The 16,051-nt window shown below is 35.3% G+C and carries 11 protein-coding genes and 1 pseudogene; 11 read left to right on the forward strand and 1 reads right to left on the reverse strand.

Annotation, left to right across the window (positions count from 1 at the left end):
- Window positions 1-27: 27 nt before the first annotated feature.
- From J3U37_RS09495 to J3U37_RS09510, 4 genes are all read left to right on the forward strand, one after another.
- Entirely contained in the window at window positions 28-1,137 is a 1,110-nt protein-coding gene (locus J3U37_RS09495; RefSeq protein WP_267374562.1) for an ATPase, T2SS/T4P/T4SS family, read from the forward strand.
- On the forward strand, window positions 1,134-2,309 hold the full coding sequence (gene hofC, locus J3U37_RS09500; RefSeq protein ID WP_267374564.1) for a protein transport protein HofC: 1,176 nt from the start codon (window positions 1,134-1,136) through the stop codon (window positions 2,307-2,309). Before J3U37_RS09495 ends, hofC begins: the two co-directional genes overlap by 4 nt.
- Window positions 2,309-3,088, forward strand: coding sequence for a prepilin peptidase (locus J3U37_RS09505; RefSeq protein ID WP_267374566.1), 780 nt, complete (start codon window positions 2,309-2,311; stop codon window positions 3,086-3,088). The genes hofC and J3U37_RS09505 overlap by 1 nt, the downstream gene beginning before the upstream one ends.
- A 136-nt stretch (window positions 3,089-3,224) precedes the next feature.
- On the forward strand, window positions 3,225-4,376 hold the full coding sequence (locus tag J3U37_RS09510) for a M20 aminoacylase family protein (RefSeq protein WP_267374568.1): 1,152 nt from the start codon (window positions 3,225-3,227) through the stop codon (window positions 4,374-4,376).
- A 137-nt stretch (window positions 4,377-4,513) separates the two neighbouring features.
- Here the strand turns inward: J3U37_RS09510 and ygfZ are convergent, their stop codons facing one another.
- Window positions 4,514-5,407, reverse strand: a complete 894-nt coding sequence (ygfZ, locus tag J3U37_RS09515) for a tRNA-modifying protein YgfZ (protein ID WP_267374570.1) — start codon at window positions 5,405-5,407, stop codon at window positions 4,514-4,516.
- Between the two features lie 286 nt (window positions 5,408-5,693).
- Here ygfZ and ilvI point away from each other — a divergent pair, with 286 nt between their 5' ends.
- The 7 genes and pseudogenes from ilvI to J3U37_RS09550 all read left to right on the forward strand — a co-directional run bounded on the left by ilvI (window position 5,694) and on the right by J3U37_RS09550 (window position 16,006).
- Complete coding sequence (ilvI, locus tag J3U37_RS09520) at window positions 5,694-7,412, forward strand: acetolactate synthase 3 large subunit (protein ID WP_220217588.1); 1,719 nt, start codon at window positions 5,694-5,696, stop codon at window positions 7,410-7,412.
- Entirely contained in the window at window positions 7,412-7,909 is a 498-nt protein-coding gene (gene ilvN, locus J3U37_RS09525; RefSeq protein ID WP_220217587.1) for an acetolactate synthase small subunit, read from the forward strand. The genes ilvI and ilvN overlap by 1 nt, the downstream gene beginning before the upstream one ends.
- 70 nt (window positions 7,910-7,979) lie before the next feature.
- Entirely contained in the window at window positions 7,980-9,704 is a 1,725-nt protein-coding gene (locus J3U37_RS09530; protein WP_267374572.1) for an IgaA/UmoB family intracellular growth attenuator, read from the forward strand.
- Window positions 9,705-10,024: 320 nt separating this feature from the next.
- Window positions 10,025-12,226 (forward strand): IgaA/UmoB family intracellular growth attenuator, encoded by a 2,202-nt coding sequence (locus J3U37_RS09535; RefSeq protein ID WP_267374574.1) that lies wholly within the window; start codon window positions 10,025-10,027, stop codon window positions 12,224-12,226.
- 226 nt (window positions 12,227-12,452) lie between these two features.
- Window positions 12,453-12,587: pseudogene (gene deoD, locus J3U37_RS09540) on the forward strand (purine-nucleoside phosphorylase); the annotation flags it as partial.
- 354 nt (window positions 12,588-12,941) lie between these two features.
- Window positions 12,942-13,634 (forward strand): Crp/Fnr family transcriptional regulator, encoded by a 693-nt coding sequence (locus J3U37_RS09545; protein WP_416380005.1) that lies wholly within the window; start codon window positions 12,942-12,944, stop codon window positions 13,632-13,634.
- A gap of 77 nt (window positions 13,635-13,711) precedes the next feature.
- Window positions 13,712-16,006, forward strand: coding sequence for an IgaA/UmoB family intracellular growth attenuator (locus tag J3U37_RS09550; RefSeq protein ID WP_267374579.1), 2,295 nt, complete (start codon window positions 13,712-13,714; stop codon window positions 16,004-16,006).
- Window positions 16,007-16,051: the final 45 nt, after the last annotated feature.

Genomic DNA, 16,051 nt, shown 5'->3' on the forward strand with positions numbered 1-16,051 from the left:
TGATAAAGCCAACATTAGAGAGCGATTATGCAAGAAGATAAATTGGTTGAACGTATTAACGACATATTATTATCAGCGCTTGAAAAGCGAGCTTCAGATATTCACTTTGAACCTTATCAAACCTATTACCGTATCCGAATGCGTATTGACGGCGTTTTACAAAACAAGGCAAGTGCACCTTTGTCTTTAGCTAAGCAGATAACGGCAAGACTCAAAATTATGTCCAATTTAAATATAGCCGAACAGCGATTGCCGCAGGACGGTCAATTGGTGATTGACCATTTTGCCATGCGAATTGCCACTTTACCGGTAATCAATGGTGAAAAAATCGTATTGCGGGTTATGGATAACGAGCAGTTAGACTTAAGCATTTATGATTTGGGATTGTCAGCGCAGGATCTAATAACTTTCGAAAAAATTCTAAGTTATCCGCAAGGCTTGATTTTGGTCACCGGCCCAACAGGTAGCGGTAAAACGGTCACCTTATACAGTGCACTAAAACGACTGAATAAAGAAGATTGTAATATTTGCAGTGTCGAAGATCCGATCGAAATTCCACTCGACGGCATTAATCAAACCGCAATCAATCCAAAAGCAGGGTTAACTTTTTCAGTTATTTTACGTGCTTTGCTCAGACAAGACCCTGACGTGATGATGATTGGTGAAATTCGTGACCAGCAAACCGCTGAAATTGCCGTTCAAGCATCACAAACAGGGCATTTAGTTCTATCAACCTTACACACCAATTCAAGCATTGAAGCTATCACTCGCCTTAATCAAATGGGCATTGAAAATTATCTGCTTGCATCAAGTTTAAAACTGGTGATTGCCCAACGGTTAGTGCGTAAACTTTGTATTGAATGCAAAACCGCAGCCAGTGAATACATATTATTAGGCAATGAGTTCGTACCACATTATTTAGCCATTGGTTGCCAACATTGTGTTGGCGGGTATTCGGGGCGAATTGGTTTGTACGAATTATTAGTTATCACGCCGGAAATTCAACAGCAAATTTTAGCGAAGCAAACAATCACGCCAACCAATATGACTAGCTTGAAAAAAGCGGGTGAAGAGCTGGTAAAAAATGGCATCACAAGTCTTGCTGAAATAGATCGGGTGTTAGGGGATAGCGAGTGAAACGGCTCTATTATTGGTATGATCTCAACTTTGAGCAAAACAACATTATTGCCCGTTCAAGGCAAGAAGCTCAAAAACAGTTGTTAACACAAGGCAAGGTAGCAATAAAATTTAAAGCAGGGCGATTTATCAGCAGCAAAAGTTTTAGTCGCAACGAATTATTGCTGGTAACAAAACAGATAGCCACGCTATTAAAAGCCGGTTTATCACTGATTGATGCGCTCGAACTGCTGATTGAAGATCAGACCAAAGCGCATTGGCAATATTTGCTTAACGATGTGAAAAGCCAAATTACACAAGGTGAATCATTATCGCAAGCGCTAGCCAATCATCATTTGGTTTTCCCTTCGCTTTATTGCCAAATCATTGCCACTGGCGAGCTAACTGGTCAGCTCGATACCAGTTTTGAACAGTTATCCCTACAACTTGAAAGATCGATTGAACTCCACAAACGAATTAAAAAGGCGGTGCGTTATCCGCTCTTTCTTTTAGTGGTATCGCTTGTTGTGGCATTGGTGATGCTACTTGTTGTTTTACCTAAATTTAATGAGATATACCAAAGTTTTGATGCCCAGCTCCCTTATTTTACCCAATGCATGATTGAACTATCAGCTTCTCTGGAAAGAAACTGGATCATACTGGGTTTTATTCTGCTATTAAGTTATCTCACTTATCAACACTATGTGAAAGCTCGTTTTCAAGCTGAAATCGATAGGTGGATATTGCGTTTGCCGTTAATTGGCCAGCTAATTACCAGTAGCCATTTAACCCAAATATTCCAAACGCTTGCTATTACCCAACAAGCCGGCATTCCTTTATTAACCGGTTTAAATTCAGCTACTAATACAGCATGTAACGCTTTTTATCAAGACAGTATTAATCTGATTATCGAGCAAATCAAGCAGGGGCAGTCGTTCAGTTATGCCTTGCGTCAGCAAGCCGGTTACCCCAATATTTGCCGGCAATTAGTTCATGCCGGAGAAGAGTCGGGAACGCTGGATCTGATGTTAGATAATTTAGCCTACTATTTTCAGCAACAACATCAAAGGTTAACCGATAATTTATCTTCGACCTTAGAACCGTTATTAATGCTGTTGTTATCGTTGATAGTCGGCAGTTTGATTATGGCTATCTATTTGCCAATATTTCAACTCGGCGATGTGATACATTGATGTTAGTGTTCATTATCTGTTTAGGATTATCCGTAGGTAGCTTTATTAATGTTGCTTATCGCCGGTTTTCACCTTCATTGAGCCATATAGAATATTTGCAGGCAATAAGTGTAAAACGGTCAAAGTGCTTAAATTGCGGTAGTACACTGGCACTGTGGCAGTTAATTCCGGTGATTTCTTGGTTGATATTAAAAGGTCGTTGCTACTATTGCCACAGTAAAATTTCGCTACATTATCCGGTATTAGAGTTATTGCTTGCTACTTTGTTTACCTTAATTTATATCGATCGAGGATTAAACAGCCACAGTTTGCTAATGATGATGCTGAGTGGTTTTTTTATTCTGCTTGCATTGATTGATTTTAAGTATTATCTGCTTCCCGATTTTTTTACTCAACCGTTGATGTGGTTGGGATTAATTGCAAGCTATTTTGAGCTGACCAGTGTTAACCTTAACGATGCCTTTTTGGGGATTTTACTCGGTTATAGTTTACTAAAAATTCCGGCAACGTTATTCTTCTGCATTTTTAAAAAAGCAGGTTTGGGCGGTGGGGATATTAAATTACTGGCTGCATTTGGCGCTTGGTTACCGTATTATCTTCTGCCTTGGTTAGTGGTAATTGCTTGCCTACTTGGTATTATCTATTATCTTTGTTTGCGATATCTGCTGGCAAAACATCAAGTGCGGTTAATTCCTTTTGCACCTTTCTTATCGCTTTCGGGTTATTGCTTAAGCTATTTTTGTCAAGAACTTTCAGAAATACCCTACGTTTTAGTATAAAACCTTAAATTAATCTTGTGATATAACTAAAATCGATAACGATATTAAAAAGAGTTATTTTTATCAAAGTAAAAATAGCAGTATAGTAAACCCCTATTTACTGACACTAACATAATAATAAATGAAGGAATTAACCATGAGTACTATCCCTGAGTTGAAACAAGATATGATCGCTTGGCGTCATCACATCCATGCGCATCCCGAAACCGCCTTTGAAGAAAAAAATACAACTCAATTTATTATTGAAAAACTTCAATCTTTTGGTATTACCGAGTTATTTACTGATTTTGCCCCAACCGGAGTAGTTGGTCTTATTCATGGTAAAAAGCCGGGGCGCTATATTGCATTGCGTGCCGATATTGATGCGTTGGATATTGTTGAAGAAAATAACATCGAATATTGCTCAACAATCCGCGGCAAAATGCATGCCTGCGGTCATGACGGACACACTGCAACTTTATTGGGTGTTGCCAAATACCTGAGTGAGCATCGGGATTTTACCGGTACGGTTGTGGTCATTTTTCAACCCGCTGAAGAAAACGAAGGTGGCGCCCGAGTAATGGTTGAAAACGGATTGTTTGACAAATTGCCTATTGAAGCTGTTTATGGGATACATAACCAGCCGAATATGAATTTAAACCATTTTTATATCAACCATGGACCAATGATGGCATCTTACGATGTCTTTGAAATTAAAGTGACCGGACAAGGCGCCCATGCAGCCGCTCCTCATTTAGGCAAAGATACCATTTTAACTGCTACCCAAATTGTCAACGCTTTACAAAGTATTGTTAGTCGAAATCTTGATCCGATCAGCTCATTAGTCATTAGTGTGACGCAGATTCATAGTGGCGATACTTGGAATGTTTTACCGCAACAAGCGGTAATACGGGGTACCGTACGTTCGTTTAGTGCGCAAGTGCAAGATCTTGCCGAAAATCGCATTAAGCAGATCGCCAGTGGTATTGCTGCAACATTTGACGCTAAAGCAGAAGTGGATTATCAACGCCGTTATCCGGCCACGATCAATTATCCAACGCAAGCGGATATTGCTATTGAAGCGGCTAAAAAAGTGGTTAAGCAAGATAATATTGTGGTTGATCCTCAGCCGTCTATGGGATCAGAAGATTTTGCCTTTATGTTACAAAAAATACCGGGTGTTTATGTTTGGCTCGGTGCCGGCAAAGGGGCTAATTTACATAATCCGGCATACAATTTTAATGATGAAGTGTTAACAACCGGCGCCCAATATTTTGTTGAGATTGTGAATCAAGAATTGGGACAATAAAATACACATGTTGGAATAGATCGGAAGATCATTCCAGCATTTTAAAAAAATGGTATGGTAATCTTGCGTTTTAATTTAAATACGTGATAGCAATTAACCGCTAGTAACTAACTAACGGTTAATTGTGTTTTTTAAGTTTAATTGAAAATAAGTTGACTATCTGGTTGGTCTTTGACTCTAAATTGGGTATTAATATCGATCCCATTAGTGAGAACAATTTGTACATAAATAGCGTTGTCTTGGTTGAGTTTTACCGCCGCCAACACTTGACCGCTTTCTCGCCAGTTACCGTCAATCTCATACTCAAGCTTATCGCCAATTTTTGGTAATGTTGCGCTTTTTCCCGATAACAGATAGAGCCCTCGATTATTCGCACCACGATACTCTGCTCTGGCGACCATTTCTTGCCCACAATAACAACCTTTATCAAAGCTAATGGCATCGACATGTTGTAAATTACATGCTTGCGGTAATAAGCTCTCTATATTCGGCGCATCGATAATGGCATAGCCTGCTTCTAAATCAAGTTTCACCCAATCATCACATGGTTGCAAATCATCAGGAAGGGCATTTGGTGTAACCATAATAAAGCGCATTTGCGGTAACGGTAATTTGATATAAGTGATGTTATCGACAGTCACGCAGTTGTTAACTGCCAGTGGTGAAATTATCGATTCTAAAGCCGGTTGTCCGGAAATCGCTTCTGGCGGTATACCGACGATATTGAGATCGTTAACGATTTCAATAGTAAGATTGGCAAAGACTGCATATTTTTTTAATTCAGCGATTTGTCGCTCAACAACGCTTTTGCGGACAATGTAGTAAATATCTTGCCCACGTTGGAAAATTAATAAATTACTCCACATTTTACCTTTGGCATCACAATGCGCACCGAAAAGCGCACGTTGTTCAGTCAATTTATTGATATCGATGGTGACTTGTCCTTGCAAATATGAGTGATTATCTTCACCGGAAATTTTGACTAGTTGCCAATCAGCAAGGGAGGTTAGTTTACTAAAAATATTGCTCATGATAGTACCTTTGGGAAATGGATAATTCTAAAACCATATTGGCTAGAATCATTAACTTTTGGAAAAGTGTATATAAAAAATAACAAGATAACAATAACATCAATGGCTAATATTGCACTTTTCAAAGAATTAATGATTTTTATGGAAGATATCTCACAAAAATGAATTTTTTATTCGGATTAAAGTCAGAGAATCATCTTAGCTTATTGACTTTATTGATTTTGTATAAAAGTTAATGCACAATGAATAAAAAATGACAAATATGTAATACTGGAGGCAATAACTTATGGCAAAGCTGTCAGGTGCGGAAATGGTCATTCAATCATTGATTGATCAAGGTGTGAAACAGATATTTGGTTATCCCGGTGGTAGCGTTCTTGATATCTATGATGCCATTCATACGTTAGGTGGAATTGAACATATTTTAGTTCGTCATGAGCAAGCGGCTGTCCATATGGCTGATGGTTATGCAAGGGCGACAGGAGATGTTGGGGTGGTTTTGGTGACATCCGGACCCGGTGCGACCAATACCATTACTGGTATTGCAACCGCTTATATGGATTCGGTACCACTGGTTATTTTGTCGGGGCAAGTGGCAAGTAATTTAATCGGTAATGATGCCTTTCAAGAGTGTGATATGGTGGGGATTTCACGCCCAATTGTGAAACATAGTTTTTTAATTAAAGATAGTCAGGATATTCCCGAAACGATCAAAAAGGCATTTTATATCGCCTCGACTGGTCGACCAGGCCCGGTTGTGATTGACTTACCAAAAGATGTCGTTAATCCGGCGAATAAGTATAACTATCATTATCCTAAATCGGTTTCAATGCGGTCTTATAATCCGACCATTCAAGGCCATAAAGGGCAGATCAAAAAAGCATTAACCACGTTAATGGCGGCTAAAAAGCCAGTCCTTTTTATTGGTGGTGGGGTTATTAGCGCCGGCGCAAGTGAGGCGATTAAAACTTTAGCGGATAAATTAAATCTGCCGGTAGCTTCAACATTAATGGGAATTAGCGCTTTTCCCGGCACGGATAAAAAGTATTTAGGCATGATTGGCATGCATGGGGTTTATGAAGCCAATATGTCGATGCATAATGCGGATGTCATTTTTGCTGTTGGTGCACGCTTTGATGATAGAACCACCAATAATGTGGAAAAATATTGTCCAAAAGCGAAGATTATTCATATTGATATCGACCCAACTTCGATTTCAAAAACCGTTCCGGCTGCTATTCCGGTGGTGGGCGATGCCAAAGTCGTTGTTGAAACGATGTTATCACAAATAGATGAAATCAAGGCTGAGCGAGATCTTGATGCATTAGTCGATTGGTGGAAACAAATTGATCATTGGCGTGCTCGTCACTGTTTAGCCTATAGCCATGAAGGTGAAAGCATTAAACCACAAGAGGCTATTGAAGTACTGTATAAGTTAACTAAGGGTGATGCTTATATTACTACCGATGTGGGACAGCATCAGATGTTTACTGCGCTTTATTATCCGTTTGATAAACCTCGTCATTTTATCACTTCTGGCGGACTTGGTACCATGGGCTTTGGCTTGCCGGCAGCGTTAGGGGTTAAATTGGCTTTCCCGAAAAAACATGTGGTTTGTGTCACCGGCGATGGCAGTATTCAAATGAACATACAAGAGCTTTCAACGGCTTTACAATATGGCTTACCAGTGCTGGTATTAAATCTCAATAACCGCTTTTTAGGAATGGTGAAACAGTGGCAAGATATGATTTATGCCGGTCGACATTCAAGTTCCTATATGGAATCACTGCCGGATTTTGCCAAAATTGCCGAAGCTTACGGCCATGTCGGTATCAGTATCACTAAACGAGAAGAACTTGAATCTAAACTTAAAAAAGCGTTGTCAATTAAGGATCGTCTGGTATTTGTCGATGTGATGACTGATGCCACCGAGCATGTTTACCCAATGCAGATTCGTGGCGGTGCAATGAACGAAATGTGGCTTAGTAAAACGGAGAGAACATAATGCGTTATATTTTATCAATTCTAACTGAAAATGAGCCGGGCGCTTTGTCACGAATTATTGGTTTATTTTCTCAACGTGGATTTAATATTGAAACGATTACCACAGCGCCAACCGAAGATCCAACCATGCACCGCATGACCATTCAAACAACCGGGGATGAGCATGTCATTGAGCAGATCCAAAAACAACTGCATAAACTGGTCAATGTTTATCGGGTGAATGATTTAACCGAAGGTCCTCACGTTGAACGTGAAATCATGCTGGTTAAAGTGGCGGCGAAAGGTTCCGATGCTCGTGATGAAGTTAAGCGCTGTGCTGATATTTTTCGCGGCTCGATAGTTGATGTGACTGCGACCCATTACATTGTACAGTTATCGGGAACGAGCGAAAAATTAGACTCGTTTTTAGCCTCAATTCGTGAAACGTGTAATATTGTTGAAATTGTGCGTTCCGGAATTATCGGTCTATCCCGGAGTGAAAAAACCGTCAATCATTAATTTTGTAGTAAAAAATTAACAGTTAACTTTTTACATTATAATAAAACAAGATTTATAAGGAATAAGTTTCATGCCGTTTTTTGCTTTTTTCACCATAATCCACTTATTTATTACATTGATTCGTTCTATTATTTTTTATCCAATAAAAAAGTTTAGAAATAATAAATATAAAAATAAGCTAATAGCAGGTAGTTCGGTTACAGACCTCAAAGCTTTTAGAATGTTAACTGAAGAGGAAAGAAAAGGTGTAGAAACTTATTTATCGATGGCTTGTGACCAATCTTCAGGGAAAAAAAAGTCATCTTTAGTTTCCCGAGAAGTGATGTCAATCTCCGGTAGTTGTGTCAAACAAACTGAATTTTTGCCTTCCGAAAACACGTGTTCCTATAAAATCCATAATATTGATATTGTATTTCCTTTCAACATGGATCGTTACCTCAGTGATTATAACGAAGTTGAAATTGCGCTTACGCAAAATTTTGCTATTGCGGTTAAGTTAAATGATCACAAAATTGGTTCAGCATTATATGCGACCTATTTGGCAGATGAAAAAAAAGATAAACAAAGTTCGGCATATTGGCAAAGCGGCGTTTCAAAATTCTCACAAGGTGAAAACGTCGATGACGATGCTATTCATAAAGTAAGTCCACACGATAAACTGAGTGAAAAATTGGGTTACGAAATTTTATCAGTTCGAAAAGAAACATCGCAAGAATCAGCTTCCCGAAATAAATTAAATCGAGGGATACTCACGGCATTTTTTTGTTTTTTTGTCGTAAGCTATTTTAATCGTTTTTGGAATACAAAAGAGTTAAACGATCTGTTTTGGTTTGGAGTGAATTTTCTGGCTGCTACTTACTTTTATTTTCGAAAACCAAAATATAAAGCTAAAGTGAGATTTATTAATCAAGTAAAAGGAAGAATAACGAGAAAAATTGTTAAATCCAATGAGATTATCATTGGTCATGGTTTGAAATTAAAGTATCCCAAAAATTGGCAATCATTTATCCCTGAAAGTAGCACTTTTGATGTTGATTTAGATGTTGATGTTGACAGTAAAAAAATTGTTCGTTATGGCTACGACTTGTCAGTTAGTAAAGAGGTTGAACAATTCGGGCCACCAAAATTTTGGGGACGAAATTTATGGCTTTTTTTAGTTGGCGCGTTTTATGTTTATGGTGTTAATTATCAAGCAGATGTGAGTGACAATTTCTCATTTGTTTATCATCAATACAATCACGATTCTAAACGTTGGTTTTTTGATGATCCCTCAAAATTAGTCACCAGTGACATTAAGCCGGGTGATGTAGTGAAATTAGATTTTTTAGATGTGTCATTGACATGTGAAGTACCTGTTAAAAATCAGGACGATAAATGTATTAAATCATTAATTCACAGTGCATCTACCGATAGCTCTTTTCATTTAGCCAGTTCCACAAGATATTTTCTTCTAGCTGGTTTAAAAGATAAGACAAGTTCTCAATCGGGTGAAAGTGTTGATCCACAATCTGACAAAAACTTTCATATAGATCATATCGTGGTCACGATGTCGGGATTCGTTTCAAATGTTGATCATGATCCTAATCATACCATTTCAACATTAACCATAAATACGCTAGAGTTATACCAAAAAGATATCAGCGAAAATCTATTGCCAATTTGTGTAAACCTGCTGTTATTTTTGCTTTTAGCTTCAGCGACCATTATTAATGGTATGATGTTCTTGTTGAAACCAATTTTGAATTTAATTCGTAACGTTAAAATTAAAAATTACAATACGTATCGTATACATTAGGTTGGTTGTTACCATTATTGATATTATTTAATAAAAAAATTGGCAGATTAAAGATTGAATTAGTCGGTTGAATCGAATTATTCAATATGATAAAGATAGAACTTTTTAGGCTTAATTTAAACACTCAACGTTAAAAGCCGAAAATTTAAAGGTAATCTAAGCTAAAGGCGCATTAAGCGCCTTTTGTCTGAGTATTAAAGCGATTCAATAAAGTTTTCATAAACTGAAGAGAGAAAATAAAATAATCTATTTATCAGTTTCAAATTGTTTTTAGTTGTTTTTAGTAATAAATGAAAAGGAAATAAAGGAAATAAAGGAATATGTTTGAACTGTACATAATTTTACAGATTGGGATATTGTTATTTGGGACTTGTGTTTGGCTATCTTATCGAAGTGATCGCAGTAATAATAAGCAAAGATTAAAAAGATTTATTCAAACTCGAGAGTCATCGCGAGAGCTAACGCAAGAAGAGTTAACACTCTTAGAACCTTATTTAACGAAAAAAAAAGCTGTTCGACCTTATAAACTCAAACCATTAATTGATTATAAAGTATCACAGATTGAAGGTAGCTGTACCCACCATGGATTGTTATATAATGGAAAAGTTAACGACTATTATTATGAAATCGACAATATTGAGGTTTTCTTTCCCTATCAAATGTCTATGTTTATTAAAAAGTTCAATAAAGTCGATGTGGTTTTGACTAAGAATTACGCCATAGTAGTCAATATTAATACTTGTGATCTTGAATTTGCGTTCAATAATTATGATCCAAATTTTACCAGTGGTATAAAAACGATCGAGATGCCTGAATCTTTTTACGCTGACGATGAGTTAATCGATGATAAAGATGATCATGCTATTAATTACAATATTGAAGAAGATGAAGAAGAAAAAATTGAATACGAAACCTTGTCCACAAGAGATGAAACACCTTTAGAGGCGCTTACCCGTAATCAACATAACAATGGTATTCTAACTGCTATCTCCCTAGTCGTTGCCACTCTTTTGTTTATTGTCTTATGGGCAAATCAGATGGAGCTTAGCTATGGTTTAAGCGCAATTATTATTATAAGCCTTATACTAGCGGTTGTCTGTTTGTTCGTTAAACCTAAACGTTTAACAAATTTGAAGCAGGTCAACATTATTAAAGCCAATATATTTGATAAAGATACTATAAATAATACTGTGGTTGTAAGTGAAACAACTAATTTAAGTTATCCTAAATATTGGTCAAAATTTTTACCGAGTTCTACTCCAACGCCGATCGAGATGGAAATGGTAGAAGAGAGTAAAAAATTGCTTCGTTATGGCCATACGTTGTCAATTAATCGCGAAGTAGAAGAATTTGGACCACCTAAAATCGTCGAACGAAATATACTTTTAGTTATTATCGCGGGGATTTTATCGCTTGCGCTTATTTGCTTTTCAGAGCCTATTAACAATACTATTTCGGCATATCGCTATTACAATAACCAATTAAAAAATTGGCAGATTAACGATTTAACTAGCTTAAATCAAAGTGATATCAAACGTGGTGATTTGATCAATATGACTATCAAAGGCACATCATGTGATGTTGAGAATATAAATCAAGAGAATAAATGTAATCACTTTTTTATCAATACCAAACCATTCGATGCTAAAGATAATAAAATTATGCTCAATGCGCAAATTATTAAAAGAGTATTTAATAAAGATTCGGTTAAAACTGTGCGTGATGATGAGATGTTGCTTTTTGAAAAATACCAAAAGGAATTGGTTGATGAACTTAATAAACAAAGCAATATGTTCTCTTTTGATCGCTATGAAATTAATCCTTTTGTCAAATTAAAAGATATTGGACCGATGATAATTGATATTAATGATGTTTGTAATATTTTTGATTACGAATGTAAATTTATTAAAATGAGCTTACTCAATCTACATGATACAAGAGATTATGAAGAAGAATATTGGGATGATATTGTTAAAGAGGCTAAATCAGATCCAACGTATTCGCTTATTTTAGAAGAAAAGAGGTTCGATTCATTTATCAATGATCTTCACAGATTGAAAGAAGAGTTAATGTTTAAAATCAAAAGAACGGTTTTACGTTATCAACTTGATCAGTCCGATGTTGAGATTAACTTAGCCAATGTTAGCTATATTGAAATACCTCAATCATATAATATTGATCATCTACAAACGGATAACGATTTAAACGAATCTCGAAATTATTATTACAATCTTCTAACTAATAATGATGAAGGTAATATTAATTTGATTGGAATGATCGACGATATTAGCTATCGACAAGATAACACCATTTCAGCGCTCAAAATTAACTCTAAAGAATATTATCGAGCAGAACAGCAAAAAATCTATTCGTTAACTTCGCCAGTTATTGTCAATATTTTTATGTTTGCGATTTTGATATTTGTGTTTGTACTCAATGGCATCTTACTAATTAAAAAAGTGATATTTAATCGGAAACGGTTAAATCAAATTACTCAATATTATAAAGATAGAATTTTTTAGGCTTAATTTAACTGCTCAACGTTAACGGCGAGTGAATTTAAAGTCGATAAAATTTAAAGAAAATCAAAGCTAAAGGCGCATTAAGCGCCTTTTTTTATCGATAGTCATTTTCCAAATTAATTTCTAAAAATGTGGCATCGAACATTGGCTACGGACTTATGTCCTAGTCAAATGAAAAATATCCTTATTATAATTGAGGCAACTCACTCATTATTCAGGAAATATTATGACCGCACATATCAATGCTAACCCCAACGACTTTGCACAAACCGTTATCATGCCAGGTGATCCTTTAAGAGCAAAATTTATTGCCGAAAATTATTTAACCGATGCCAAAGAGGTTTGTAATGTACGTAACCTTTGTAAAAAAAGCATCAAGCAAAAATGTTTCATTTATTTTAATCACTGGCAGTGCCGGGGCGATGTTTAGCCCGGCTATTAGCTCAATATTGTATAACTATTTAGGTATTTATATTATTATGAAAACCATACCAATATATTATGCCGTTATTATCGTTATGCTGGCTATATCGATGTTCTTAAAGAAAAAAGCCCCAAAAAATAATGAATGAAATTAACTTAGGTTATCGCTTTTATGACAATGGTTGACTATAATGACGCCTCTTCAGAATAAGGTAACGCGATAGATAATTAAGTATCAATACGTTATCGATTCTGATGTGGTATATAGTTTGTGGTTAAAAACTTCGTTGATATGCAATTAAAATCATTAAATAAAGGTCGATTTAGCCGTTATTGGCAGGAAAACAATAAGTTATTCGAATCAATTATAGAACAATGCATTGTAGAAAAGAAAATCGTTGATGAAAAAACCACTCTTTTTCATCAAGGATGTAAAGTCGATAATTTAGTTGTTGTTTATAATGGTACGATTTCGATACGTTATCAAGCCAATAATGGGCGTCGATTTCATCTTGGTACAGTAGATTGTGATGAGCATATTTTCGGTGAAATGGAGTTTTTTACCGACTATTTATGTCAATTTGATATCATTGCCGAAGAAGCACTTACTGTCGCTATCGTCAGCATTAATAAATTATATCAATCATTACTCAAATACCCTCAATTAGCACTGTTTTTTGCGAGTGCTATTGCTTTTGATTATCAAGAAACATTAGATATCTTCTTAAAAAGAAATTTATATTCAATCTGTTATAACATTGCTTTTGATATGTATCAGCATCATCTAAATATTCAACCCGTTAATCATTTTCAAAAAAACTACTTGGAAGCAGAACGTTTTGGCACTACCGATCGTGTCTATCGTCGAGCGGTTAATGAATTGATTAATTTAGATATCATCCATAAAGTTGCTGGTAAATTGGCAATTAAGGATATCGATAATTTAAAAGATTTTATCGAATTTAAAGGAAAATTCGCTAAATAGAGTAGGAATTGATTAACAATAAAGTTGTTTTAAAAACGCATTTTTCAATAAAGGAATAATTGGATTAAGGAATTACTATGGAATGGTTTACACTTGTTAAAATAGGTCTTTTAATTTTTGGATTAACTAGCTGGATTCTTTTTAAAGGTGAGCGCAGTATAAAAAAGGATAATTTAGACGACTACTTAAGTCTACGTGAACCAATACGAGATCTCACCGATGAAGAGCTAGCACTATTACAACCGTTTTTAACCAGTAAATGGGCGGTTTATCCCTATAAATTTCAATCCTCATTAGTTGATAACAAAGTATCGCAACTACAAGGGATTTGTAGTCGTCATAGTCTTAACTACAATACTGAAGAAATAAACTATTATTATGAAATAGGCGATATAGAGATATTTTTTCCATATAATATGCATAAGCATATTGATCAATTCAATACCATTGATGTCGTATTTACCAAACAGTATGCGATTGTCGTTAACATTAATGATCACGATATCAAGACCGCACAGGAAAACTATGATCCAAACGAGGAATTTGAATTTGAAGATTTTGGGGATTTAAAAGACAACACTTACATTGACAAGTTTTATGAAAAACGCAACGATAATAGAGATGCTTTTGATATTGAGTCACTCACTCTTTATGATGATGATGAGCGCGATTATACGCAAATTGATCAAGAAGATGATTTGAAAAGCATCGACCGCGATAAGGTAAATTCAGGCGTATCAATTAATAATAACCTCTACCAACGAGAAGAAACAGCATTCGAAGCCACCATTCGAAGTAACTTGAGCAATTGTTTATCCATTTCGATATGTTTATTATTAGCCACCTTTTTATTGACATTATCATGGCATAGTCGTGATGATAATATATCTTTTTTAATTTTAATGTTTCTTGGTGGCGTTGCCTTTTTGGCATGGCGTAAACCTAAATTTGAATCAACCCCACAGCAAGTGAAAGTCATTGAAGCTACAATTCATGATAAATATTCTAATATAGTGGAGGTAGGCGAAAACACGGTATTAAAATACCCTAAGTATTGGTCAAATTTTATCCCTAAAAGTTCAGATTCTGCTACCGAAATGGTGATTAGTGAGGATGGTAAAAAATTACTTCGCTATGGTCACACGTTATCTATTCATGACGAAGTAGAGCAATTTGGACAGCCTAAATCAGTTGGGCAAAATAAAATTTTATTGGGGGTTGGGATCATCTTATCTTTTACACTCTTATATTATACTGATCCAATTAATAATGGATATTTTGCTTATCGATATTACTCGCAACAATCTAAAAATCTACAAATTAACGATCTCACTACTTTACATAATAGTGATATCAAGCATGGTGATATTGTGAATATCTCGATTAAAAACACATCGTGCGATGTTAATGATTTAACTGAAGATTTTCAATGCCATAACTTCTTTATCAATAGCCAACCAATAGTGGTGAAAGAAAGGGATGTTATGAGCATCGAAACCTCATTAAAACATATATTTTCGCCCGATTTTATTCAATATAAACATGATGAAGAATTTAAACATTTTGAAAAATTGCAACAAGTAGCTGTTGCGAGAGCTAACTATGAGTTAGGTTATGAGGCTTTTACCAAAAACCCTTTTTCTAAAATAAAAAGTCTTGGTCAAATGGTAATTGATATCGACAATAGCTGTAATATTTTACCTGTTGAACAATGTGATCAAGTTAAATACCGAATTACTGATTTATTTTATACGGGTGATATCTTTAGGCGTGTTGGATGGGATAAATTGCTTGAGCGATCTAAAAAAAATCCTGATCTAGATATCATCGCTGAATCTATGGAAATATTGGAACTTTCAAGTACATTAGATTCATTTAATCCCGCATTGCAAAAAGAGATAAAAACAATTGTTTCTCCATATCAGTCTGGAATAGAAATTACTTTAACCAATCAAAGCTATATTGACATGAGACCATTAATCAAAATTGACATAGAATCACCATACAATTCGATGAAATTGTATGAATATAAAACGGTGAATTATTATTTTGATATCTTAAATAACACTATCTCGCCTAATGTTAATATTGTTGGTGTAGTAAGTGATATTCGTTATGGTAAAGATCAAAATTCTAAAACGATTTCTGCTTTAAAAGTTAATGCAAATCATCGCTATAATTTGGATGAAAATCAAACAATATCATTTTTTTCTTTAATTAATATTAATGTTATCGTGTTTATTGTCATGATATTAACCGCAGTGATTAATGGCGTTAAACTAGTTAAAAACACTAAAGTTAACCAACGTCGAATTGATGAAATTAAAAAATATTATGAAAATAGATTAGGTACTATCGTTAATCTTGAATAAATAGACAAAGTGAGTAACTAAACAATTAAACCTAATTATTCAATT

This window comes from Gilliamella sp. B3172, assembly GCF_026536465.1.
In the GTDB taxonomy this organism is placed as follows: Bacteria; Pseudomonadota; Gammaproteobacteria; order Enterobacterales; family Orbaceae; genus Gilliamella.

Excerpts from the sequence above, each read along its gene's own strand:
- J3U37_RS09530 (WP_267374572.1), top strand. The coding sequence starts at position 7,980 with ATGCCGTTTTTTGCTTTTTTCACCATAATCCACTTATTTATTACATTG.
- ygfZ (WP_267374570.1), bottom strand. The coding sequence starts at position 5,407 with ATGAGCAATATTTTTAGTAAACTAACCTCCCTTGCTGATTGGCAACTA.
- J3U37_RS09550 (WP_267374579.1), top strand. The coding sequence starts at position 13,712 with ATGGAATGGTTTACACTTGTTAAAATAGGTCTTTTAATTTTTGGATTA.
- ilvI (WP_220217588.1), top strand. The coding sequence starts at position 5,694 with ATGGCAAAGCTGTCAGGTGCGGAAATGGTCATTCAATCATTGATTGAT.
- J3U37_RS09505 (WP_267374566.1), top strand. The coding sequence starts at position 2,309 with ATGTTAGTGTTCATTATCTGTTTAGGATTATCCGTAGGTAGCTTTATT.
- J3U37_RS09495 (WP_267374562.1), top strand. The coding sequence starts at position 28 with ATGCAAGAAGATAAATTGGTTGAACGTATTAACGACATATTATTATCA.
- J3U37_RS09510 (WP_267374568.1), top strand. The coding sequence starts at position 3,225 with ATGAGTACTATCCCTGAGTTGAAACAAGATATGATCGCTTGGCGTCAT.
- J3U37_RS09545 (WP_416380005.1), top strand. The coding sequence starts at position 12,942 with ATGCAATTAAAATCATTAAATAAAGGTCGATTTAGCCGTTATTGGCAG.
- J3U37_RS09535 (WP_267374574.1), top strand. The coding sequence starts at position 10,025 with ATGTTTGAACTGTACATAATTTTACAGATTGGGATATTGTTATTTGGG.
- ilvN (WP_220217587.1), top strand. The coding sequence starts at position 7,412 with ATGCGTTATATTTTATCAATTCTAACTGAAAATGAGCCGGGCGCTTTG.